This is a genomic window from Streptomyces griseomycini (assembly GCF_014203535.1).
GTDB classification, from domain to species: Bacteria; Actinomycetota; Actinomycetes; order Streptomycetales; family Streptomycetaceae; genus Streptomyces; species Streptomyces griseomycini.
This window is the reverse complement of sequence record NZ_JACHJI010000003.1, coordinates 260,727-281,318: the sequence shown is the minus strand read 5'-3', so window position 1 is coordinate 281,318 and position 20,592 is coordinate 260,727. Positions and strand designations below refer to the sequence as shown.

The window sequence follows — 20,592 nt, the reverse complement described above, 5'->3', positions numbered from 1 at the left end:
TACCCAGTGCTCCACATATCTGTGAAACCCCATCTGACCTGCGTTTTTGCTTGGATTTCCAAGTAAATCCGCAAGATCTGGAAGGTGCGCTGGTCACAGCCTTGCAGGAGGCCGGAGCAACGGCACGTTATCCCGGCCACCCCGGACACGGGAAGGGCTGAGTCCCACGCCCGGCGTCGATTCGAGCACCCTAAGCGACCGGAAGTGACCGTCTGCGACAAGACGCAGCTCAGGGGCGCGCGGGGTTGCCCTAGCATCTGCCGCGTGTCGCGCCTCCGTGTACCACTCCCCGTACCGAACGCGCCCCCACTGGGCGCCCTGCTGCGCCGGTACGCCGCCGGCTCGCCCCTCACCTGCGAACCGGTCGACGAGGGCCTGCTCAACCGCGGCTACCGGCTGTGCACCACGCGCGGGCGGTTCTTCCTCAAGCACCACTTCGACCCCGAGACCGCCGACCCGGCCGCCATCGTCCGCCAGCACCGGGCCACCCGGCGCCTGGCCGCCCTCGGGGTTCCGGTGGCCCCGCCGCTCCCCGGCCGGGACGGGCGCACCGTCGCGGTCGTCGGCGGCCACGCGTACGCCCTGCACCCGTGGATCGACGGCCGGCACCGGCACGGCGGGCAGCTCACGCCGGGCCAGTGCGGGCGGCTGGGGTCGCTGCTGGGGGCGGTGCACGCCGGTCTGGAGCGCGTGATGCCGCCGCACGGGCGCGTCGGTCCGGCCCCCGCGGAGAGCGCCGACCCGGCGGACACCTTCGCCCTCATCGACGGCCTGCTCACGCGCGTGCGCCGGCACCGGCCCGCCGACTCCTTCGACGCCCTCGCCCGGCACCGCCTGCTCGAGCGCCGCACCCTCCTGGAACGGCACGCCGGCCGGCGTCCTCCGCGCGGGGGCGCGGTGGGGTGGGTGCACGGGGACTTCCACCCGTTCAACGTCCTCTACCGGGGGAACGCGCCCGTCGCGATCGTCGACTGGGACCGGCTGGGCGTGCGGCCCCGCGCGGAGGAGGCCGTGCGCGCCGCGGCGATCTTCTTCGTCCGGCCGGCCGGCACGCTCGACCTGCGGAGGGTGCGGTCCTACGCGCGCGCGTACCGGCGCGCCTCGGGGGCGACGCCCGCCCAGCTGGCGGCGGCGGTGCACCGGGTGTGGTGGGAGCGCCTCAACGACTTCTGGATGCTCCGCTGGCACTACGAACGCGGCGACACCCGCGCGGACCCCCAGTTCCCGGCCACCGCGGCACTGGCGGTGTGGTGGACCCGGGAGTACGACGCGGTGTGCGGGGCGTTCACGGGGTGACGGGACCGTCCGGTGACGGACGGGTCAGCCCGTGTTCCCCTCGGAAACCCCGGGCTCACCGGCCGCTCCGCCCACGTCCGTGCCGCCCGTCGGCTGCGTGACCGGCGGCGAGTCCGGCGGCTCCTCGGTGCCCGGGTCCGTCTGGTCGTCGGTCGGCTCACCCGTCGGGTCGCCCGTCGGGGCGCCCGTCGGCTCCTCCGTCACCGTCTGCGGCGGCGACTGGGACGGCGTGTACGTCTGGTCCCAGGTCCCGCCGGAGCCCGTGCCCGGGTCGGTGCCCGGGTCCGTGTTCGGGTCGGTCGTCTCCTCGGTCGCGTCGTCGCTCGGGCTCTCGCTGGGCGTCTCGTCCTCGGTGGTCTGCGAGGTGGTCGGCGACTTGGTGGTGTCGCCTCCGCCCCCGCCACCGCCGCCGCCGCCGTTGTTCAGCGCCAGCGCGACGCCCGCCGTGACGGCGATCACCGCGAGCACCGCGAGGATCCACAGCTTGCCGCGCCCGCTGCCCCTGTTGCCGTGGCCCTCGAAGCCGCCCTCGTCCCCGCCGCCGTACCCGGTGGGCAGGATCGGCTGCGGGATCGCCGTCGTGCCGGAGACGTCCGGGTGCGGCATCACGGTCGTGCCCGCGAAGCCCGCCGCCGGGGTGTGCCGGCCCTCGTGCACCTCCACCGGGCCGGTGTTCCAGGTGCCGGTGTGGCCGCCCTGCTCGTAGAGCATCTGCAGCGCGTACTGGACCAGCCCGCGCATCTCCTCGGCCGTCTGGAAGCGGTCGTCGGGCTCCTTGGCGAGGGAGCGCATGACCAGCCCGTCCAGCTCCGGCGGGCAGGCGTCCGAGGCCTCCGACGGGGGCGTGGGGATGTCCTGGACGTGCTGGTAGACCACCGACAGCGGCGTCTCGCCGGTGAACGGGGGACGCAGCGCCAGCAGTTCGTACATCAGGCAGCCGGTGGCGTACAGGTCGGACCGGTGGTCGACGGCCTTGCCGAGCGCCTGCTCCGGCGAGAGGTACTGCGGGGTGCCCATGACCATGCCGGTCTGCGTCATCGTCGTGGACGCGCCGTGCAGCGCGCGGGCGATGCCGAAGTCCATCACCTTCACGGCGCCGTTGTTGGTGATGATGACGTTGGCCGGCTTGATGTCGCGGTGCACGATGCCGTGCTGGTGCGAGTAGGCCAGCGCCTCCAGGACGCCCGAGACGATGATCAGCGCCTGCTCGGGGCCCGGCGCCTCGGCGTTCATCAGCAGGTCGCGGATGGTGCGGCCCTCGACCAGCTCCATCACGATGTACGGGACCGACTGACCGCCGACCACGTCCTCGCCGGAGTCGTACACGGCGACGATGGCGTGGTGGTTGAGACCGGCCACCGACTGCGCCTCGCGCGTGAAGCGCGCCTTGGAGACCGGGTCCTCGGCGAGGTCGGCGCGCAGCAGCTTCACGGCGACGGTGCGCCCGAGGCGCACGTCCTCGGCGGCGAACACCTCGGCCATGCCGCCCCGGCCGAGCCTGCGGGTCAGCCGGTACCGGCCGTCGCCGACAAGCCCTCCGTTGCCCCAGGTGTCCGGCGCGTCCGACATACCGCCGCCAGTCGCCTCGGGGTCGGACGGGCCCTGAGCGCGCTGCTGCTGTGCCATCAGTCCTCGCCGTCGTTTCTGCCCGCGGTGCGCGCGGTGTTGTTACGGTCTCCGTCGGCCACGCTACAGCCTCCGCGCAAGCCTCCGGTCCGGGACGGGTCGCCAGGACCGGCACGAGACGGACCGGTCATCCAACCCGCACTCCGTACTGTCGTGCAAATCCTGCGTGCCGGTCGCACGGCCCCTGTAACGCTTCCGCGACGCTTCTTTCGCGTACGGTCACGGAACGGGCACCGAGCTTGACGTGTCAGTGGCCTGGGGCAGACTTGGCCGGGAATAGCACGTGGGATCCACGACGGATCGGTCACCGACGACGGCGCCGGAAAGGCTACGGGGGACGCGGAACATGAGCCAGGACGGCGCACAGGGCCGGGGCGCGGGGCGGGCACTCGCCGGCGGACGGTACCAACTGCGGGACCTGCTCGGCCAGGGCGGCATGGCCTCGGTGCACCTGGCCTACGACAGCGTGCTCGACCGCCAGGTCGCCATCAAGACGTTGCACACGGAACTCGGCCGGGAACAGGCCTTCCGCGAGCGCTTCCGCCGCGAGGCCCAGTCCGTGGCGAAACTCACGCACACCAACATCGTGTCGGTCTTCGACACCGGCGAGGACGACGTGGACGGCATGACGACGCCGTACATCGTCATGGAGTACGTCGAGGGCCGTCCGCTGGGCTCGGTGCTCGACGAGGACGTGCGGCAGTACGGCGCGATGCCCGCCGACAAGGCGCTGAAGATCACCGCGGACGTGCTGGCGGCGCTGGAGATCAGCCACGAGATGGGGCTGGTCCACCGGGACATCAAGCCGGGCAACGTGATGATGACCAAGCGCGGCGTGGTCAAGGTGATGGACTTCGGCATCGCCCGCGCCATGCAGTCCGGTGTGACGTCGATGACACAGACCGGCATGGTCGTCGGCACCCCGCAGTACCTCTCGCCGGAGCAGGCGCTCGGCCGGGGCGTCGACGCGCGCTCCGACCTGTACTCGGTCGGCATCATGCTGTTCCAGCTGGTCACCGGGCGGCTGCCGTTCGACGCGGACTCGCCGCTGGCCATCGCGTACGCGCACGTGCAGGAGGAGCCGCCGACCGCGTCCACGATCAACCGCTCGCTGCCGCCGGCCGTGGACGCGCTGATCGCCCGTGCGCTGAAGAAGAACCCGAACGAGCGTTTCCCCAGCGCGGAGGCCATGCGCGGCGAGTGCCTGCGGGTGGCGCAGTCCTTCCGGGCGGCCCCGCCGAACATCGTCCCGGGCACCCAGGCCCAGAGCGGCGCGGGCGTCGGCTCCGCGGTGTTCCCGCCGGTCGACCAGGCGACCCCGGCACCCACGGGCAACGTCCAGACGCCGTACCAGCCGGCCCCGGCACCGCACCAGAACCCGTACGGCACCCCGGCGCCGTCCACGCCGTCCCCCTCGTACGGCTACCCGCAGCAGGGCGGCTACCAGGCCCCCGGCCCGTCGGCGTACGCCCCGCAGCAGCCGGGTCCGTCGACCCCGCCGCCGTACACCATCTCGCCCCGGACCACGGTCTCGGGCGGCTCCGGCGGCCGCCGGAGCAACAAGCCGGTGATCATCGGCTCGGTCGTCGTCTCCCTCGTCGCCGTCGGCGGTCTGGTCGCGGCGCTGACGCTGAACGGCGGCGGTGGCGAGGAGAACCAGGGCGGAGGCGGCGCCTCGGCGTCGGCGAGCAAGGCGGCGGGCTACCGCGGGCCGGACACGTCGAAGACGATCGACAAGGAGAAGTGCGAGGAGCCGTTGGAGTCGACCAACGACCCCGACAAGGTCCAGCTCCCGGACTTCAAGTTCAAGTACATCCAGTCGGTGAAGGAGTGCTTCCAGGCCGCCGGCTGGGGAGACTTCAAGATCGTCAAGGTCGACGAGAACACCTACGGCGAGGGCTCCGTCAGGGAGCAGTTCCCGCCGGCGGGCACCGACGTCGATCCCGAGAACATGCCCGAGATCACCCTCAAGGTCTCGACGGGGAACCCCCCGTCCTGACCCCGGGCCGCACGCGGCGTGACGAAGGGGCCCGGCATCCGATGCCGGGCCCCTTCCCGCTGTCAGGAACGGATCACAGGTACGGGCCGCCCGAGCGGGCGCCCGGGTGGGAGTCCTCGTGGCCGTCGCCGACGCCGGGCGGGAGGGCGCGGCGCATCTGTTCCAGCTGGGCGCGGGCGGCCATCTGCTGGGCGAAGAGCGTGGTCTGGATGCCGTGGAACAGGCCCTCCAGCCAGCCCACCAGCTGGGCCTGCGCGATCCGCAGTTCGGCGTCGCTCGGGGTCGCCTCGTCCGTGAAGGGCAGGGAGAGGCGCTCCAGTTCCTCGACCAGCTCGGGGGCCAGACCGTCCTCCAGCTCCTTCACCGAGCTGGCGTGGATCTCCTTGAGCCGGGCCCGGCTGGCCTCGTCCAGAGGAGCGGCGCGCACCTCCTCCAGCAGCTGCTTGATCATGCTGCCGATCCGCATGACCTTCGCGGGCTGCTCCACCTGCTCCGTCACCGGGGTCTCGCGGGAGTCCTCGTCTGCGGTGCCGCCGCTGAGCGCCATGCCGTCCTGGCCGACAACCAGGATCTGCGGGTTCTCCGGCGACCGTTCGTTCCTCGGCATCTCCATGCCGCCATTCTCTCGCACGCCGCCATCTCCCCAGGGTGGTGCCCCCGAAGAGGCTTGATCCACCGTGCCGGAACGGACGGATGCGCCGCCCGGCCGTGCGGGGTCGCCCCGACGGGCGTACCCGGAATGCCGGGTTCATCCATGGATGCCAGGCTGTTGGCGTCCATCCGGCCCATCTAGCCGGCGCCGTGCACGAGCACCGGCCGGCGCGGGAGGTCACGGCCGTGACTCCATGGTTGCGCGTAAGAGGGGCGGCGGGGGCGGGGGTCGCCCTGCGGGTGGGGGTCGCCCTCGGGGCGGGGGCCGCCCTGGGGGCGGGGGCGGTGGCGGTGCCGTACGGCTCCGCCGCGGCGCCCTTCGGGACCTCCGTGGCGCACGCGGCCGAGGAGGCGCCGGGCGCCGGCGCCGGACGGAGCACCAGCCTCGCGTCCCGTTCTCCCTCTCCCTCCGCCTCTCCTTCCTCTCCCTCTTCCTCTCCCTCTCCTTCTTCCTCTTCCCCTGCCTCCCCCTCTCCCTCGGGCGAGCCGTCCCGGGCCGGGAGCCGGGCCGGTGAAGGGCGGGAGCGGCCCGGACGGCGGGAGAAGGCCGAGGAGGACCAGCGCGACACGAGGGAGCGCGGAAGGCTCCGTCCGAGGGGGGAGGACGACGGGGGCCCGGACGCCGTGGCGAGGAAACCGAGGCCCGACTCCGACGCCGGGGTCGAGCGGCCGGACCCGGCGGAGGTCGGCGGCCGGCCCGACGCACCGCGTGAGAGGGGCGACGCCGCCGTGCCCCGGGCGCCGATGTCGCAGGAAGCGGCTCCGGTGCCCTCCGCACCGTCCCAGGCACCCGCGCCGAACGCCGCCGCACACGCCGAGCGCCCCGTCGAGCCCGTCCTGCGGATCCTGCCGCTCGGCAGCGGACTGGTGCTCATCGGCCTCGGCCTGGGCCTCGCCTTCGTCGCGCTGCGCATGCGCCAGGGCGGCGGCCTGTCCTGACCCGGGCACGGAAGCGGACGCCCCGGGACCACGGCGGAGCGTCGGCCTTCTGCACCGATGCCCTGACAGGCGGCGACGGACCGGGGCAGGGTTGCTTCCGTAGACCTGACGACAGGGGGGACCGCGTCATGACCGCGACCGTCGAGTACGTCCGTTACCGGATCGCACCGGACGACCAGGAGGCCTTCGAGAGGGCGTACGCCGAGGCCGCCGAGGCGCTGGCGGCGGCACCGGAGTGCATCGACTACGAACTGTCCCGCTGCCGGGAGGAGGCCGGTCGGTACGTCCTGCGGATCCGCTGGACGTCCGTCGAGGACCACCTCCAGGGCTTCCGCAAGGGGGAGCACTTCCCCGCGTTCTTCAGCGCGATCCGGCCGTACGTGACCGCGATCGAGGAGATGCAGCACTACGTCACCACCGACGTCGTCGGCACCGGCGGGGCCCCGGACGCGCCCGGCACGCCCACGATCCACGCGTGGATGGGCGGCGACGCCGCCCTCGACCGCCTCACCGAGGTGTTCTACGGCCACGTCCGCAAGGACCCGGTCCTCGCACCGGTCTTCGCCGGCATGGACGACGAGCACCCCCGGCACGTCGCGATGTGGCTCGCCGAGGTGTTCGGCGGTCCCCGGGCCTACACCGCCGAGCGCGGCGGCCACCCGCACATGGCCACCCGGCACCTGGGCCGCCGCATCACCGAGGAGCAGCGCCGCCGCTGGGTCGACCTCCTCCAGGACACGGCGGACGAGGTCGGCCTCCCGACCGACCCCGAGTTCCGTGCCGTCTTCCTCTCCTACGTCGAGTGGGGCACCCGCATGGCGGTCCTGTACTCGGGCGAGGACGCTCCCCCGGTGGACGCGGCCGACGTACCGCGCTGGACGTGGGGGCAGACCCCGCCGTGGCAGCCGAACGGCTGACCCCCGACGGGGCGTCCCACCGCCCCTCGCCGCTCAGCGCGGCGTGACCAGCAGCACCTTCCCGACGTGGCCGCTGTCCTCCACGACCCGGTGGGCGGCGGCCGCGTCCGGCATCGGCACCTCGTGGTCGACGACCGGACGGACGTGGCCGTCGGCGACGAGCGGCCACACGTGTTCCCGTACGGCCGCCACGATCGCCGCCTTCTCCTCCAGCGGCCGGGCCCGCAGCGAGGTCGCGCTGATGGCGGCGCGCTTGCGGAGGAGGGCGCCGATGTTCAGCTCGCCCTTGACACCGCCCTGCATGCCGATGATCGCGAGCCGGCCGTTGACGGCGAGCGCCCGGACGTTGCGGTCCAGGTACTTGGCCCCCATGTTGTCGAGGATGACGTCCGCGCCGGCGCCGTCGGTGGCCCGCTCCAGCTCGGCGACGAAGTCCTGCTCGCGGTAGTTGATCAGGATGTCGGCGCCCAGTTCGGCGCACCGCTCCAGCTTCTCCTTCGTGCCCGCGGTGACGGCGACCCTGGCACCCACGGCCTTGGCGAGCTGGATCGCCATGGTGCCGATGCCGCTGGAGCCGCCGTGCACGAGGAGGGTCTCGCCGGGACGGAGGTGGGCGACCATGAAGACGTTCGACCAGACCGTGCAGACGACCTCCGGGAGCGCCGCCGCCTCCTTGAGGCCGAGCCCCGCGGGGACGGGCAGCAGTTGCCCGGCCGGGACGGCGACCTTCTCGGCGTAGCCGCCGCCCGCCAGCAGCGCGCAGACCTCGTCGCCGACGGCCCATCCGCCCACACCGGGGCCGAGCGCGGTGATCCGCCCGGAGCACTCCAGGCCGGGGTACGGGGACGCGCCGGGCGGGGGGTTGTAGAAGCCCTGTCGCTGGAGGATGTCGGCCCGGTTGACGGCCCCGGCCACCACCTCGACCAGGACCTCGCCCTCACCGGGCACGGGATCGGGGACCTCGTCCCACACCAGCGCCTCGGGTCCACCGGGTTCGGGAATCGTGATCGCATGCATGAGGGGGACGGTACTCCTGGGGAGCGGGGTCCCCTCGGCCGTCGGGCCGGTTCGCGGGAAATCCGTGTGCGGGGGCGATGAGTTCGCGGGACGGTGGGAGTCTCCCCCTGCGTAGCCCACGCACGCGGAAGGACCCGACGCATGAGCACCCAGACGTCCGGCTTGGCGATCGAGACCGCCGGCCTGGTCAAGACCTTCGGTGAGACACGGGCCGTCGACGGAGTGGACCTCACCGTACCGGCCGGCACGGTGTACGGGGTCCTCGGACCGAACGGCGCCGGCAAGACCACCACCGTGAAGATGCTCGCCACCCTCCTGCGGCCGGACGGCGGCGAGGCCCATGTCTTCGGTCACGACATCGTGCGCGAGGCCGACGAGGTGCGCGGCCGGGTGAGCCTCACCGGGCAGTACGCGTCCGTGGACGAGGACCTCACCGGCACCGAGAACCTGGTGCTGCTGGGCCGGCTGCTGGGGCACCGCAAGCCCGCCGCCCGCAGCCGTGCCGCCCAGCTCCTGGAGGCCTTCGGGCTCACGGACGCGGCCGGGAAGCAGGTCAAGCACTACTCCGGCGGCATGCGGCGCCGGATCGACATCGCCGCGTCCATCCTCAACACCCCCGACCTGCTGTTCCTCGACGAGCCGACGACCGGGCTGGATCCGCGCAGCCGCAACCAGGTGTGGGACATCGTGCGCGCGGTCGTCGCACAGGGCACGACCGTGCTGCTGACCACGCAGTACCTGGACGAGGCCGACCAGCTGGCGTCCCGGATCGCCGTCATCGACCACGGCAGGGTGATCGCCGAGGGCACCAAGGGCGAGCTGAAGGCGTCCGTCGGCGCCGGCTCCGTCCACCTGAGGCTGCGGGATCCGGAGCAACGGCCGCTCGCCGCGGACCTGCTGCGCCGCGCCCTCGACGCCCAGGTGCAGGCCGAACCCGACCCGGTGGCGCTGACCGCCCGCCTCGGTGCGGCCGCGAGCCACGACACCGCCGCCGAGCAGGCCGCCCGCGCGCTGAGCGAACTGGCCCGGGCCGGCATCACCGTCGACAACTTCTCCCTCGGCCAGCCCAGTCTGGACGAGGTCTTCCTCGCCCTCACCGGCCACGACACCCGCACGTCCGGCTCCGGCCCCGGTGCCGGCTCCGACCACTCCCACGACCCGAAGGACGAGGTGGCTGCATGAGCACCGCGACGACCACCGAGAGCACCGAACTCGCCCCGGTCAGTACCGACTCCCTCGCCGAGCTGCTGGTCACCAAGGAGCGCCCGCCCCGGCCCAGCGCCTGGTCCGCCTCGCTGACCTTCGGCTGGCGCGCGGTCCTGAAGATCAAGCACGTACCGGAGCAGCTCTTCGACGTCACCGCGTTCCCGATCATGATGGTGCTGATGTACACGTACCTGTTCGGCGGGGCGCTGGCCGGGTCGCCGAAGGAGTACATCCAGTTCCTGCTGCCGGGCATCCTGGTGATGTCGGTCGTGATGATCACGATGTACACCGGTGTCTCGGTCAACACGGACATCGAGAAGGGCGTCTTCGACCGGTTCCGCAGCCTGCCGATCTGGCGGCCGTCGACGATGGTCGGCTACCTGCTCGGCGACGCCCTGCGCTACACCATCGCGTCCGTCGTGATGCTGACCGTCGGCCTGATCCTCGGCTACCGCCCCGACGGCGGGGTCGCCGGCGTGCTCGCCGGCATCGCGCTGCTGGTGCTCTTCTCGTTCGCGTTCTCGTGGATCTGGACGATGTTCGGGCTCATGCTGCGCACCGAGAAGTCGGTGATGGGCGTCAGCATGATGGTGATCTTCCCCCTCACCTTCCTGTCCAACGTCTTCGTCGACCCGAGGACCATGCCGGGCTGGCTCCAGGCGTTCGTCAACAACAGCCCCGTCACCCACCTCGCGTCCGCGGTGCGCGGACTGATGGCGGGCGACTGGCCGGCGGACGAGATCGCCTGGTCGCTGGGGTGGGCCGGCCTGTTCGTGCTGGTCTTCGGGCCGATCACGATGCGGCTGTACAACCGCAAGTAGCCCCGGGGGTCACTGGCTGCGGGGGAGCGGGCGGATGTCGGGCGCGACCTGCGTGCCCGGCGTCGCCCGCACGATCGTGATCAACCGGTCCGTCAGTTCCAGCTTCCCGACGTCCGGATCGTCGTAACCGAGCACCCGGTGCCCGCGGACGACGCTCACCACCAGGTCGTTCGTCTCGCGGGGCGTCCTGCCCACCTCGGCCTTTATGACCGGCCGTTCGACGATGTCGAGTCCGCTGCCCTGCTGGATGAGGTCCTCCATCACCATGCCGGCCGAGGGGCTGAGCACCGAGAGGCCGAGCAGCCGTCCGGCGGCGCTGGCGCTGGTGATGACCGCGTCGGCACCCGACTGCTTCAGCAGTGGGGCGTTCTCCTCCTCGCGCACCGCGGCCACGATCTTCGCGCCCCGGTTGAGCTGGCGCGCCGTCAGCGTCACGAGGACGGCCGTGTCGTCGCGCTGTGTCGCGATGATGATCTGCCGTGCCTTGTGCACCTCGGCCCGCTTCAGCACCTCGCTGCGCGTGGCGTCCCCTATCACGCCCGCGTAGCCGTCCGCCGCGGCCGCGTCGATCGCCTTCGCGCTGGGATCGACCACCACGACCATTTCCTTCCTCAGCCCCGTCGCGCAGACGGTCTTGATCGCGGACCTGCCCTTGGTGCCGAACCCGACGACGACGGTGTGATCGCGCAACGTGGACCTCCAGCGGTTCAGTCGCCACTCCTCCCGGGTGCGTTCGGTGAGGGCCTCGAGGGTGGTGCCGACCAGGATGATCAGGAACAGCACGCGCAGCGGCGTGATGACGAAGATGTTGGTGAGACGGGCGCTGTCACTGACCGGCGTGATGTCGCCGTAGCCGGTGGTGGAGAGGGTGACGGTCGCGTAGTAGAAGGAGTCGAGGAGATCGAGGGAGGTGTCGGAGTTGTCGTTGTACCCCTCGCGGTCGACGTACACGACGAACGCCGTCACCACGAGCACCACCAGAGCCAGCGACAGACGTTTGGTGACCTGGCGGATCGGATGCTCCACCATCTTCCTCGGGAGTTTCACCCGATGGGTCACCAGGTGTTCGTCCGCCTGGCGAGCGATGGCGTCCTGGCCCGGAAGTTTCACGTGAAACACACCCCGATTCCCCCGGTCGCCCAGGGCAGGTCGAGCAGTTCCGCCTCCTGGCCGGGCCGTGTGCCGCCCGGAGGCACGACGGCGAGCGCGTCGGCCGCCGCGATGCCGCGCAGCATGGCCGGGCCGTTGTAGAGCAGCGGCAGGGCCAGGTCGCCGCGCAGGGAGACGGGAACGAGCCGGGTGTCGTACGGGTGCCCCTGCACCGCGTCCCGCAGGGGGAGCGCGTACGGCTCCGGGGCGGGGCGGGCACCGAGGGTCCGCAGCAGGGGCTCGGCGAGCGTGAGCAGGCCGGAGACGGCGGCGAGGGGGTTGCCGGGCAGACCGACGAGGTGCTGGTCCTCCTTGGTGCGGGCCAGCAGCATGGGGTGGCCGGGGCGCACCTTGACGCCGTCCACCAGGAGGTCGGCACCGATGCGGCGCAGCGTGGGGTGGACGTGGTCGACCGGGCCGGCGGCGGTGCCGCCGGTGGTGACGACGACCTCCGCGTCGGACGCCGTGAGCGCCTCGTACAGCGCGTCCTCGTCGTCACCGACCCGACGGACGGCGGTGACCTCGGCGCCGAGCGCGCGCAGCCAGGGCGGCAGCATCGGGCCGAGTGCGTCCCGGATCAGCCCGTCGTGCGGCAGGCCCTCGCTCAGCAGTTCGTCGCCGAGGACGAACACGTCGGCGCGGGGGCGGGGGACGGTGCTGAGCGTGTCGTACCCGGCGGCCGCGGCCATGCCCAGGACGGCCGGGGTCACCAGGGTGCCGACGGGCAGCAGTTGGTCCCCGCTGCGGCACTCCTGGCCGCGGGGGCGGATGTCCTGGCCGTGCGTGACCGTGTGCGGCGCACCGGCGTCCGCGGTGACGTGCAGCCGGCCCGTGGCGTCGGTGCGCCCGTGCTCGCTGCGGAGCACGGCGGTGGTGTCGGGGGGGATACGGGCGCCGGTGGCGATGCGGACGGCCTCGCCGTCGGTGAGCGGGGCGTGCTCGGCGTGCCCGGCGAGCACGCCCTCGTCCCGTACGTCCCAGGGGCCCGGTCCGGAGACCGCCCATCCGTCCATCGCCGAGGTGTCGAAGGAGGGCAGGTCGGTGAGGGCCATGAGGGGAGCGGCCAGGGTGAGGCCGAGGGCCGAGGCCAGGGGCACGGCCACCGGGGTCAGATATCCGGCGCGGCCGCCGCCGCGGCCGTGGCGGGCGGCGCGCTCGGCGACGGCGCGGGCCTCGGTCCAGTCGGTGGCCCGGTGGCGGTGGGGGGCGTCGGGGCGCTCGCCGCCGGGGGACCGGTCGTTCGGCGCGTGGTCGCCGGGTGTGCGTCCGGGGTTTTCCTTCACGAGAGCGAGCGCCTCCTCGACGTCGAGGTCGTCGGCGTCCTCGTCGGCCCGGGTGGCATGCGCGGTCATCCCGCGTCCGGGCGGGTGTCGGGGGTCGTGTCCGGCGCGGCGTCGGGGGCCCCGGTGCCGGTGGACGTGGTGCCGGCGGCCTCCTCGTCCGCCCAGCGCAGCGCGAGGGCGGCGGCCTTGCGGGCGGCCTCGGCGACGGCCTCCCGGTCACCGTCCGCCCGCGCGGCCGCGTAGCCGACGAGGAAGGTGGTCAGCGGCGCGGCGGGCCTGGCCACACCGTGGGCGGCGTCGCGGGCGAGGTCGAGCAGCACGCCCGTGTCGACGTCCAGGTCGATGCCCAGCTCGTCCTTGACTGCGGAGATCCATTCATCCAACACGTGCCCATGCTCCCTGATACGTGCCCTGGCGGTGGCGATGTCGTCCCAGGTGTCGCAGTCGAAGGACGCCACCGGGTCGGTGATGCGGGTGAGGTCGAGCGAGGCGGTCAGCCGGCGCAGGGGCAGCCCGGTCAGGGCGCCGTGCCGGTCGATGAGCGCGGTCAGTCCACGGCGCAGGGCCGGGCTCCGGTACACCGCCACGAGCGGTTGGTCCCGGCCGTCGGCGTCGGTCAGCACCACGCCGTCGGCCGTGGAGCGGCGGAGGGCGTCCCGCAGCCCTTCGACGGTGTGCCGGCCGAGGAACGGCAGGTCGGCGGAGAGCAGGACGACGTGGTCCGCCGTGGTGCGCCGGAGTCCGGCGTCGAGCGCGGCGAGCGGTCCGCCGCCCGGCGGTTCCTCGCGGGTCCAGACGACGGGCCGCGCGGTGGGCCGGGGATCGGCGACGACCACCGTGGCCCGGGCGTCGGCACAGGCCGCGAGCACCCGGTCGAGCAGCGCCCGTCCGCCCACCCGCACCCCGGGCTTGTCCGCGCCCCCGAGCCGCCGGGCGGCGCCACCGGCGAGCACGACGGCGTCGTACGCGGCGCCGCCCGCGACGGGCATCGGCCTCCGTGCGGGATCGGCACCGGCGCCGGGATCGTCGGGGTCCTCGGAGTCCTCGAACTCGGTCACCCCTCGAGTATGCGTGCCCCCGCGATCACGAGGAACACGGGGGCAGGGTCGGAACTGCGGGGATCACAGCGTCCGCAGCAGCACCGCCGGTTGTTCCACGCAGTCCGCCACGTACCGCAGGAAGCCCCCTGCCGTGCCGCCGTCGCAGACCCGGTGGTCGAAGGTGAGCGAGAGCTGCACGACCTGCCGGACGGCCAGCTCGCCCTCGTGCACCCACGGCTTGGGGACGATGCGGCCGACACCGAGCATGGCGGCCTCGGGGTGGTTGACGATCGGTGTGGAGCCGTCGACGCCGAAGACGCCGTAGTTGTTCAGCGTGAAGGTGCCGCCCGTGAGGTCCGCGGGCGTCAGCGTCCCGGCCCGGGCCGCCTCGGTCAGCCGGGCGAACTCCGCGGTCAGCGACTCCGCGTCCCGCGCGTGCGCGTCCCGGACGACGGGGACGACGAGCCCCCGGTCGGTCTGCGCGGCGAACCCGAGGTGCACGTCCGCGTACTGGACGATCTCCCTGGCCTCCGTGTCCACCGAGGAGTTGAGCTCGGGGAAGCGGGCCAGCGCGGCCGTGCAGATCCGGGCCAGCAGGGCGAGCACGGAGATCTTCGGCCCGCCGGACGCGTTCATCGCGGCCCGCGCGCGCATCAGTTCGGTCGCGTCGGCGTCCACCCAGCAGGTCGCGTCCGGTATCTCGGTGCGGCTGCGGGAGAGCTTGTCGGCGACGGCGCCGCGGATGCCCTTGAGGGGGACGCGGGTGGTCCGGCCGGTCCCCGCGGCCGCGGGGACCGGCCGGGTCCGCGCCGCCTGCCGCTGCGGCTCGTCGGCCGTCCGGTCCGTACGGCCCTGTGCGGCGGCGGCCCGCAGCGCGTACTCCACGTCCGCCCGCAGGATCAGTCCGTCGGGCCCGGAACCCGTCAGCTCCCGCAGGTCCAGGCCGTTCTGCCGGGCCAGCCTGCGCACCAGGGGGGAGATGACGGGGACGGGGCCGTCCTGCGCCGCCCCGGTGACGGGCTTCCCGTCGGCAACGGGCAGCCCTTGGTCCGTCCGGTCCGTCCGGTCCGTCCGGTGCCGTCCGCTCACCGCGGGCGCGGCGGGCGCCGGCGGCTGCGGGCGCACCCGGCGGCGCCGGGCCGGTGCCTCCGACGTGCCGTAGCCGACCAGGACGTTGCCCGAACCCTCGGTGCGGGAGCCCTCCGTCCGGGAGCCCTCGGTGCGGGCGGCGGAGGCGTTCGTCTCCCCCGCCGGGCGGCCGTCGGCCGGCTCGCCGACCGCCACCGTCAGCAACGGGGCGCCGACGGGCAGTTCCGTGCCCTCCGCGCCGAAGCGGGCGGTGACCACGCCGCCGTAGGGGCAGGGCACCTCCACCATGGCCTTGGCCGTCTCGACCTCGACGACCGGCTGGTCGACGGTGACGACGTCGCCGACCTCGACCAGCCAGCGCACGATCTCCGCCTCGGTGAGTCCCTCACCGAGGTCGGGGAGCTTGAACTCCAGCACCTGTGCCATCAGCTCTCGGCCTCCCACTGCAGGCGCCCCACGGCGTCCAGGATCCGGTCCACGCCGGGCAGGTGGTGGCGCTCCAGCATCGGCGGCGGATACGGGACGTCGAACCCGGCCACGCGCAGCACCGGTGCCTCCAGGTGGTGGAAGCAGCGCTCCGTGACCCGGGCCGCGATCTCCCCGCCCGGACCGCCGAAGCCACCCGATTCGTGGACGACGACCGCGCGTCCCGTCCGCCGCACCGAGGCGCACACCGTCTCGTCGTCGAACGGCACCAGGGAGCGCAGATCGACGACTTCGAGGTCCCAGCCCTCGGCCCGGGCCGCCTCGGCCGCCTCCATGCAGACGGGTACGGACGGCCCGTACGTGATGAGCGTGGCGCTCCGCCCCGAGCGCCGCACCACCGCACGGCCTATCGGTTCAACGGGCGCGGGCTCCTCGGGGTTCCAGGAGTCCTTGGACCAGTACAGGCGCTTGGGCTCGAGGAAGACGACCGGGTCGTCGGAGGCGATGGCGGCGCGCAGCAGCCCGTAGGCGTCCGCGACGGTCGCGGGCGTGACGACGTGGAGACCGGGGGTCGCCGTGTAGTACGCCTCGGAGGCGTCGCTGTGGTGCTCGACGCCGCCGATGCCGCCGCCGTAGGGGATCCGGACGGTGAGCGGCAGGGGCATCCTCCCGCGCGTGCGGTTGCGCATCTTCGCGACGTGCGAGACCAGCTGCTCGAACGCCGGGTAGGCGAAGGCGTCGAACTGCATCTCCACGACCGGGCGCAGCCCGTACATCGCCATGCCGACGGCCGTGCCGAGGATGCCCGCCTCGGCCAGCGGGGTGTCCGTGCAGCGGTCCTCGCCGAACTCCTTCGCGAGTCCGTCGGTGATGCGGAAGACGCCGCCGAGGGTGCCGACGTCCTCGCCCATGACGTGCACGGACGGGTCGGCGGCCATGGCGTCGCGCAGGGCGCGCGTGAGGGCCTGCGCCATGGTGGCCGGCTTGACGGCGACGGTGGTCATCGCTGCGCCCCTTCCGACTCGGCCTCGGCCGCCAGCTCCGCCCGCAGCTGCGCCCGCTGCTCCAGCAGCTGGGGGGTGGGTTCGGCGTAGACGTGGGCGAAGAGGTCCATGGGGTCGAGCGCCGGGTCCTGGTTCATGTGGGCGCGCAGGGAGGCGGCCATGGTCTCGGCGTCCTGGCGGGCGGCCTCGACGCCGTCCTCGTCGAGCAGGCCGCGCGCGGTGAGCTCCCGCTCCAGCAGCGCGATCGGGTCGTGCTGCCGCCAGGTCTCCACCTCGGCGTCGCCGCGGTAGCGGGTGGCGTCGTCGGCGTTGGTGTGGGCCTCCACGCGGTACGTGATCGCCTCGACCAGGGTCGGCCCGCCGCCCGCGCGCGCGTGCCGTACGGCGTCGGCCAGGACCTCGTGCACGGCGGCGGCGTCGTTGCCGTCGACCAGGCGGCCGGGCATGCCGTAGCCGACGGCCTTGTGGGCCAGCGACGGGGCCGCGGTCTGCTTGGCGAGCGGCACGGAGATCGCGAAGCCGTTGTTCTGGACGAGGAAGACCACCGGGGCCTGCCAGACGGCGGCGAAGTTCAGCGCCTCGTGGAAGTCGCCCTCGCTGGTGCCGCCGTCGCCGACCATGGCGAGCGCGACCACGTCGTCGCCCTTGAGGCGGGCGGCGTGCGCGAGGCCGACGGCGTGCGGCAGCTGGGTGGCGAGCGGGGTGCTCAGCGGCGCCACGCGGTGCTCGTGGGGGTCGTAGCCGGTGTGCCAGTCGCCGCGCAGCAGGGTGAGGGCCTCGACGGGGTCCACACCGCGCGCGACGACGGCGAGCGTGTCGCGGTAGCTCGGGAACAGCCAGTCCTGTTCCTGGAGGACGAGCGCGGCGGCGACCTCGCAGGCCTCCTGGCCGGTGCTGGAGGGGTAGACCGCGAGACGGCCCTGCTTGGTGAGGGCGGTGGCCTGCGCGTTGTAGCGGCGGCCCTTCACCAGCTCCGCGTACAGCCGGCGCAGCAGCTCCGGGTCGGCCTCGCCGGCCGCCTCGGTGCCGAGCACGCGGTACGGCTCCGCGTCGGGCAGCAGCGGCGCGGGGTCGGTACGGGGCTGCCAGGCGGGCGGCGGGGTCGGCCGGTAGGCCCCCCGCTGCTCCATGACCGTCATGACGGCACCTCCTCGTGGGACGGCTGACGGAGGCGCGGCGTCTGTGACGCGCCTCACCAACCGATTGTTCGGTCGCCGGCACATTTTGGCTATGGGGGGCGCCAGGCTGTGGACAAACGGTTCTCCACGGCCTGAGATGGGTGCAGTACGTCCATGGCGGAGAGGCGGGGGCGGGTGACGTCTGAACAAATGGCCGAGGGCCCGGAGGGAGCGGCGCAGGATCCGGAGGGAGTGGCCCAGGTCCCGAGGGCGGCGGCCGAGGGGCCGGAGGGGGGCGGACGGCTCCCGCCCCCGCGTCCGCTGGACGCCATCGACCAGGACATCCTGCGCATGCTCCAGGCGGACGGCCGCGCCTCCATACGCTCGGTCGCCGAACGGGTCCACGTCTCCCGCGCGAACGCCTACGCCCGCATCAACCGGCTCGTCGAGGACGGCGTCATCCGCGGTTTCGGCGCCCGCGTCGACCACGAGCGGGCCGGGCACGGGACGTCCGCCTACATCACCCTGAAGATCGTCCAGAACTCCTGGCGCACGGTCCGCGAGCAGCTCAGACAGCTCCCCGGCGCCTCCCACATCGCCCTGGTGGGCGGGGACTTCGACGTCCTCCTGCTGGTGCACACGCCCGACAACCGGGCGCTGCGCGAACTGGTGCTCACCCGGCTCCAGGCGATCCCCGAGGTGCTCAGCACCCGCACCCTGCTGGTGTTCGAGGAGGAGGACCTGGAGCCACAGGGGTGAGGTCCCTCAGGACGCCTTGCGCAGCCCCCCGAAGGCCAGCTGCGCCACCGCGTCCGCCACCTCGCGCTCGCTCATGCCGCGCCCGTCCGGCCGGTACCACTCCACGATCGAGTTGATCATGCCGAAGACCAGCCGGGTCACCAGGCGCACCTCTATGTCCTCGCGCACGTCCCCGTCGGCCGCCGCCGCCTTCAGCAGCGCCGCGACCCGGTGGTCGAACTCGCGCCGCCGCTCCAGCGCCCACCGCTCGGTGTCCGTGTTGCCGCGCACCCGCAGCAGCAGCGTCACGTACGGCAGCTCGGCGATCAGCACCTCGACCATGCGCCGTACGACGTACTCCAGCCGCTCGGCGGCCCGCCCCACGCGCGCGTGCTCCTCGTCGAGGATGGCGAAGAGCCCGTCCAGGGCCCGGCTCACCGCGCGGCGCAGCAGTTCCTCCTTGCCGGCCACGTGGTGGTAGATCGACGACTTGGAGATGCCGGCGGCCCTGGAGAGGTGCTCCATGGAGGTGCCGTCGTAGCCGCGCTCGTTGAACACCTGGACGGCGACGGACAGCAGCGTCTCCGGGGTGTAGGTGTCGCGCCTGGCGGTGGTCACGGGGTGTCCTCCCTCTCGGGGACGGCGCACGCGTACTGGTGGAGCGCGAGGGACGGCGCGTAGCGGCCGGACGGGTCGATCCCGTGCATCTCGCCCAGCAGGGCGCCGGCCCAGCCGCGGCCGAGGCGGCGGCTCCACTCGAAGGGCCCCAGGGGGTAGTTCACACCCAGCCGCATCGCGGTGTCGACGTCCTCCTCGGTGGCGACGCCCTTGGCGACGGCGTCGACCGCGAGGTCGATGATCCGCGCCACCGTCCGCGCGACGATCATTCCGGGGACGTCCCCGATGACGCTGACCTTCTTGCCGAGCGCCTGGAACAGGCCGGTGGCCTCGGCGACGGCCCGCGGGTAGGTGTCCTGGGAGTGGGACAGGGCGATGCGCGTGGCCGCGCGGTAGTCGAGGGCGAGGTCGAAGTAGACGACGTCGCCGTACTTCACGGAGGTCCGGCCGTCGGCGAGGACCAGCAGGCCCCCGCCGGGCAGCACCAGGCGGGTGCCGTTGTCCCCGGCTTCCTCGCGCACCTCGATCCCGGCCTCGCGGATCAGGTCGAGCAGGTCCGAGGCGGGCCCCAGGTCCCCCTCGGCGACCACGTACGCGGGCGGCTCGGCCGGCTCCGCGGTGTGCGGCTCGGGGCGCTCGGCGCCGTCACGGTAGTCGTACCAGCCCCGGCCGGTCTTGCGGCCGAGGCGGCCCGACTCGACCAGCCGGCGCTGGGCCAGGGAGGGGGTGAAGCGCACGTCCTGGAAGAAGGACCGCCACACCGAGTGGGTGACGGACTCGTTGACGTCCTGCCCGATGAGGTCGGTCAGCTCGAAGGCGCCCATCCGGAAGCCGCCCGACTCGCGCAGCACCGCGTCGATGGTGGCCGGATCGGCGCCCTGGCACTCGTACACCGCGAGGGCCTCGGCGTAGAAGGGCCGGGCGACGCGGTTGACGATGAAGCCGGGGGTGTCGGCGCAGGCGACCGGCGTCTTGCCCCAGGCGCGGGCCGTCTCGTACGCGCGCGTGGCGCAGGCGGCGTCGGTGGCGAACCCGGAGACGACCTCGACCAGCGGCAGCAGCGGCGCGGGGTTGAAGAAGTGCAGGCCCACGAAGCGGCCGGGGACGCGCAGGGCGCCGCCGATCGCGGTGACGGAGAGGGAGGAGGTGTTGGTGGCGAGCAGGCAGTCGTCGGAGACGACGTCCTCCAGTGCGCGCAGCAGTTCCTGCTTGACGTCGAGCCGCTCCAGGACCGCCTCGACCACCAGGGCGCAGTCGGCGAGGCCGGTGAGTTCGTCGACGGGCAGCAGGCGGGCGCGTGCGGCGTCCCGGTCGGCCGCGGTGAGCCGCTCCTTCTCCACCAGCCGGTCCAGCCGGGCGCCGATCGCGTCGGCCGCCTCCCGGGCCCGGCCGGGGACGGCGTCGTGGAGCCGCACGGGATGGCCCGCGACCAGCGCGACCTGGGCGATTCCCTGGCCCATGGTGCCGGTGCCGACGACGGCCACGGGGCTGCTGAGGTCGAGTGCTGTCATGTGCGCGATCCTCCCGCACGACGTTGTCCACAGATGCGGCGGTCCCCCTTGTCCCGACCGATCGTTCGGTTACCCTAACTCTGACCGCCCCTTCCCGCCCACGTTTCCCGCTCATCTTTCTGCCCGGTCCATGAACTCGACGAA

The 20,592-nt window shown here is 73.3% G+C and carries 18 protein-coding genes; 7 read left to right on the top strand and 11 right to left on the bottom strand.

Features of this window, described 5'->3' with window-relative positions:
• Positions 1–264: 264 nt before the first annotated feature.
• Positions 265–1,296, top strand: a complete 1,032-nt coding sequence (locus FHS37_RS10170; RefSeq protein WP_184819286.1) for a phosphotransferase — start codon at positions 265–267, stop codon at positions 1,294–1,296.
• A gap of 24 nt (positions 1,297–1,320) precedes the next feature.
• On the opposite strand, the gene FHS37_RS10165 is transcribed toward FHS37_RS10170, so the two are convergent.
• Complete coding sequence (locus tag FHS37_RS10165; protein ID WP_184819284.1) at positions 1,321–2,922, bottom strand: protein kinase domain-containing protein; 1,602 nt, start codon at positions 2,920–2,922, stop codon at positions 1,321–1,323.
• A gap of 346 nt (positions 2,923–3,268) precedes the next feature.
• Between FHS37_RS10165 and FHS37_RS10160 the strand changes: the two genes are divergently transcribed.
• Positions 3,269–4,921, top strand: a complete 1,653-nt coding sequence (locus FHS37_RS10160) for a protein kinase domain-containing protein (RefSeq protein WP_184819282.1) — start codon at positions 3,269–3,271, stop codon at positions 4,919–4,921.
• 73 nt (positions 4,922–4,994) lie between these two features.
• Here FHS37_RS10160 and FHS37_RS10155 read toward each other — a convergent pair whose 3' ends face one another.
• Positions 4,995–5,534, bottom strand: a complete 540-nt coding sequence (locus FHS37_RS10155) for a bacterial proteasome activator family protein (protein ID WP_184819279.1) — start codon at positions 5,532–5,534, stop codon at positions 4,995–4,997.
• An 803-nt stretch (positions 5,535–6,337) separates the two neighbouring features.
• Between FHS37_RS10155 and FHS37_RS10150 the strand changes: the two genes are divergently transcribed.
• Together FHS37_RS10150 and FHS37_RS10145 are read left to right on the top strand one after the other, a co-directional pair.
• Positions 6,338–6,511 carry a hypothetical protein gene (locus FHS37_RS10150; protein ID WP_184819277.1) on the top strand — a complete coding sequence of 58 codons (174 nt, stop codon included), beginning with the start codon at positions 6,338–6,340 and terminating at the stop codon, positions 6,509–6,511.
• Positions 6,512–6,639: 128 nt separating this feature from the next.
• On the top strand, positions 6,640–7,428 hold the full coding sequence (locus FHS37_RS10145; protein WP_184819275.1) for a group II truncated hemoglobin: 789 nt from the start codon (positions 6,640–6,642) through the stop codon (positions 7,426–7,428).
• A gap of 33 nt (positions 7,429–7,461) precedes the next feature.
• On the opposite strand, the gene FHS37_RS10140 is transcribed toward FHS37_RS10145, so the two are convergent.
• A complete protein-coding gene (locus FHS37_RS10140) occupies positions 7,462–8,445 on the bottom strand; it encodes an NAD(P)H-quinone oxidoreductase (RefSeq protein ID WP_184819273.1) in 984 nt (327 codons plus the stop codon).
• Between the two features lie 141 nt (positions 8,446–8,586).
• Between FHS37_RS10140 and FHS37_RS10135 the strand changes: the two genes are divergently transcribed.
• Both FHS37_RS10135 and FHS37_RS10130 read left to right on the top strand, forming a co-directional pair.
• Entirely contained in the window at positions 8,587–9,627 is a 1,041-nt protein-coding gene (locus FHS37_RS10135) for an ATP-binding cassette domain-containing protein (protein WP_184819271.1), read from the top strand.
• On the top strand, positions 9,624–10,472 hold the full coding sequence (locus FHS37_RS10130; RefSeq protein ID WP_184819269.1) for an ABC transporter permease: 849 nt from the start codon (positions 9,624–9,626) through the stop codon (positions 10,470–10,472). The genes FHS37_RS10135 and FHS37_RS10130 overlap by 4 nt, the downstream gene beginning before the upstream one ends.
• Before the next feature lie 9 nt (positions 10,473–10,481).
• Here FHS37_RS10130 and FHS37_RS10125 read toward each other — a convergent pair whose 3' ends face one another.
• From FHS37_RS10125 to pdhA, 6 genes are all read right to left on the bottom strand, one after another.
• Positions 10,482–11,582 (bottom strand): potassium channel family protein, encoded by a 1,101-nt coding sequence (locus tag FHS37_RS10125; RefSeq protein ID WP_184819267.1) that lies wholly within the window; start codon positions 11,580–11,582, stop codon positions 10,482–10,484.
• Positions 11,579–12,973, bottom strand: coding sequence for a molybdopterin molybdotransferase MoeA (locus FHS37_RS10120; protein ID WP_184819265.1), 1,395 nt, complete (start codon positions 12,971–12,973; stop codon positions 11,579–11,581). The genes FHS37_RS10125 and FHS37_RS10120 overlap by 4 nt, the downstream gene beginning before the upstream one ends.
• Positions 12,970–13,962, bottom strand: coding sequence for an NTP transferase domain-containing protein (locus tag FHS37_RS10115; protein WP_375372296.1), 993 nt, complete (start codon positions 13,960–13,962; stop codon positions 12,970–12,972). The genes FHS37_RS10120 and FHS37_RS10115 overlap by 4 nt, the downstream gene beginning before the upstream one ends.
• A 63-nt stretch (positions 13,963–14,025) precedes the next feature.
• On the bottom strand, positions 14,026–15,459 hold the full coding sequence (locus FHS37_RS10110; protein ID WP_184819263.1) for a dihydrolipoamide acetyltransferase family protein: 1,434 nt from the start codon (positions 15,457–15,459) through the stop codon (positions 14,026–14,028).
• Complete coding sequence (locus tag FHS37_RS10105) at positions 15,459–16,463, bottom strand: alpha-ketoacid dehydrogenase subunit beta (protein ID WP_184819261.1); 1,005 nt, start codon at positions 16,461–16,463, stop codon at positions 15,459–15,461. The genes FHS37_RS10110 and FHS37_RS10105 overlap by 1 nt, the downstream gene beginning before the upstream one ends.
• Entirely contained in the window at positions 16,460–17,602 is a 1,143-nt protein-coding gene (gene pdhA, locus FHS37_RS10100; protein WP_184819259.1) for a pyruvate dehydrogenase (acetyl-transferring) E1 component subunit alpha, read from the bottom strand. Before pdhA ends, FHS37_RS10105 begins: the two co-directional genes overlap by 4 nt.
• Before the next feature lie 153 nt (positions 17,603–17,755).
• Between pdhA and FHS37_RS10095 the strand changes: the two genes are divergently transcribed.
• The gene (locus tag FHS37_RS10095; RefSeq protein WP_229889981.1) at positions 17,756–18,340 is read left to right on the top strand and encodes an Lrp/AsnC family transcriptional regulator; all 585 of its coding nucleotides are present in this window, start codon (positions 17,756–17,758) and stop codon (positions 18,338–18,340) included.
• 6 nt (positions 18,341–18,346) lie between these two features.
• Here FHS37_RS10095 and FHS37_RS10090 read toward each other — a convergent pair whose 3' ends face one another.
• Positions 18,347–18,937 (bottom strand): TetR/AcrR family transcriptional regulator, encoded by a 591-nt coding sequence (locus FHS37_RS10090; RefSeq protein ID WP_030819994.1) that lies wholly within the window; start codon positions 18,935–18,937, stop codon positions 18,347–18,349.
• Positions 18,934–20,448, bottom strand: coding sequence for a 3-hydroxyacyl-CoA dehydrogenase (locus tag FHS37_RS10085; RefSeq protein WP_184819257.1), 1,515 nt, complete (start codon positions 20,446–20,448; stop codon positions 18,934–18,936). Before FHS37_RS10085 ends, FHS37_RS10090 begins: the two co-directional genes overlap by 4 nt.
• Positions 20,449–20,592 lie beyond the last annotated feature (144 nt).

Bases quoted from the DNA above. Each gene is read 5' to 3' on its own strand.
- FHS37_RS10085 (WP_184819257.1), bottom strand. From the start codon at position 20,448: ATGACAGCACTCGACCTCAGCAGCCCCGTGGCCGTCGTCGGCACCGGC.
- FHS37_RS10145 (WP_184819275.1), top strand. From the start codon at position 6,640: ATGACCGCGACCGTCGAGTACGTCCGTTACCGGATCGCACCGGACGAC.
- FHS37_RS10140 (WP_184819273.1), bottom strand. From the start codon at position 8,445: ATGCATGCGATCACGATTCCCGAACCCGGTGGACCCGAGGCGCTGGTG.
- pdhA (WP_184819259.1), bottom strand. From the start codon at position 17,602: ATGACGGTCATGGAGCAGCGGGGGGCCTACCGGCCGACCCCGCCGCCC.
- FHS37_RS10155 (WP_184819279.1), bottom strand. From the start codon at position 5,534: ATGGAGATGCCGAGGAACGAACGGTCGCCGGAGAACCCGCAGATCCTG.
- FHS37_RS10095 (WP_229889981.1), top strand. From the start codon at position 17,756: ATGGCGGAGAGGCGGGGGCGGGTGACGTCTGAACAAATGGCCGAGGGC.
- FHS37_RS10160 (WP_184819282.1), top strand. From the start codon at position 3,269: ATGAGCCAGGACGGCGCACAGGGCCGGGGCGCGGGGCGGGCACTCGCC.
- FHS37_RS10105 (WP_184819261.1), bottom strand. From the start codon at position 16,463: ATGACCACCGTCGCCGTCAAGCCGGCCACCATGGCGCAGGCCCTCACG.
- FHS37_RS10120 (WP_184819265.1), bottom strand. From the start codon at position 12,973: ATGACCGCGCATGCCACCCGGGCCGACGAGGACGCCGACGACCTCGAC.
- FHS37_RS10135 (WP_184819271.1), top strand. From the start codon at position 8,587: ATGAGCACCCAGACGTCCGGCTTGGCGATCGAGACCGCCGGCCTGGTC.
- FHS37_RS10130 (WP_184819269.1), top strand. From the start codon at position 9,624: ATGAGCACCGCGACGACCACCGAGAGCACCGAACTCGCCCCGGTCAGT.
- FHS37_RS10110 (WP_184819263.1), bottom strand. From the start codon at position 15,459: ATGGCACAGGTGCTGGAGTTCAAGCTCCCCGACCTCGGTGAGGGACTC.
- FHS37_RS10165 (WP_184819284.1), bottom strand. From the start codon at position 2,922: ATGGCACAGCAGCAGCGCGCTCAGGGCCCGTCCGACCCCGAGGCGACT.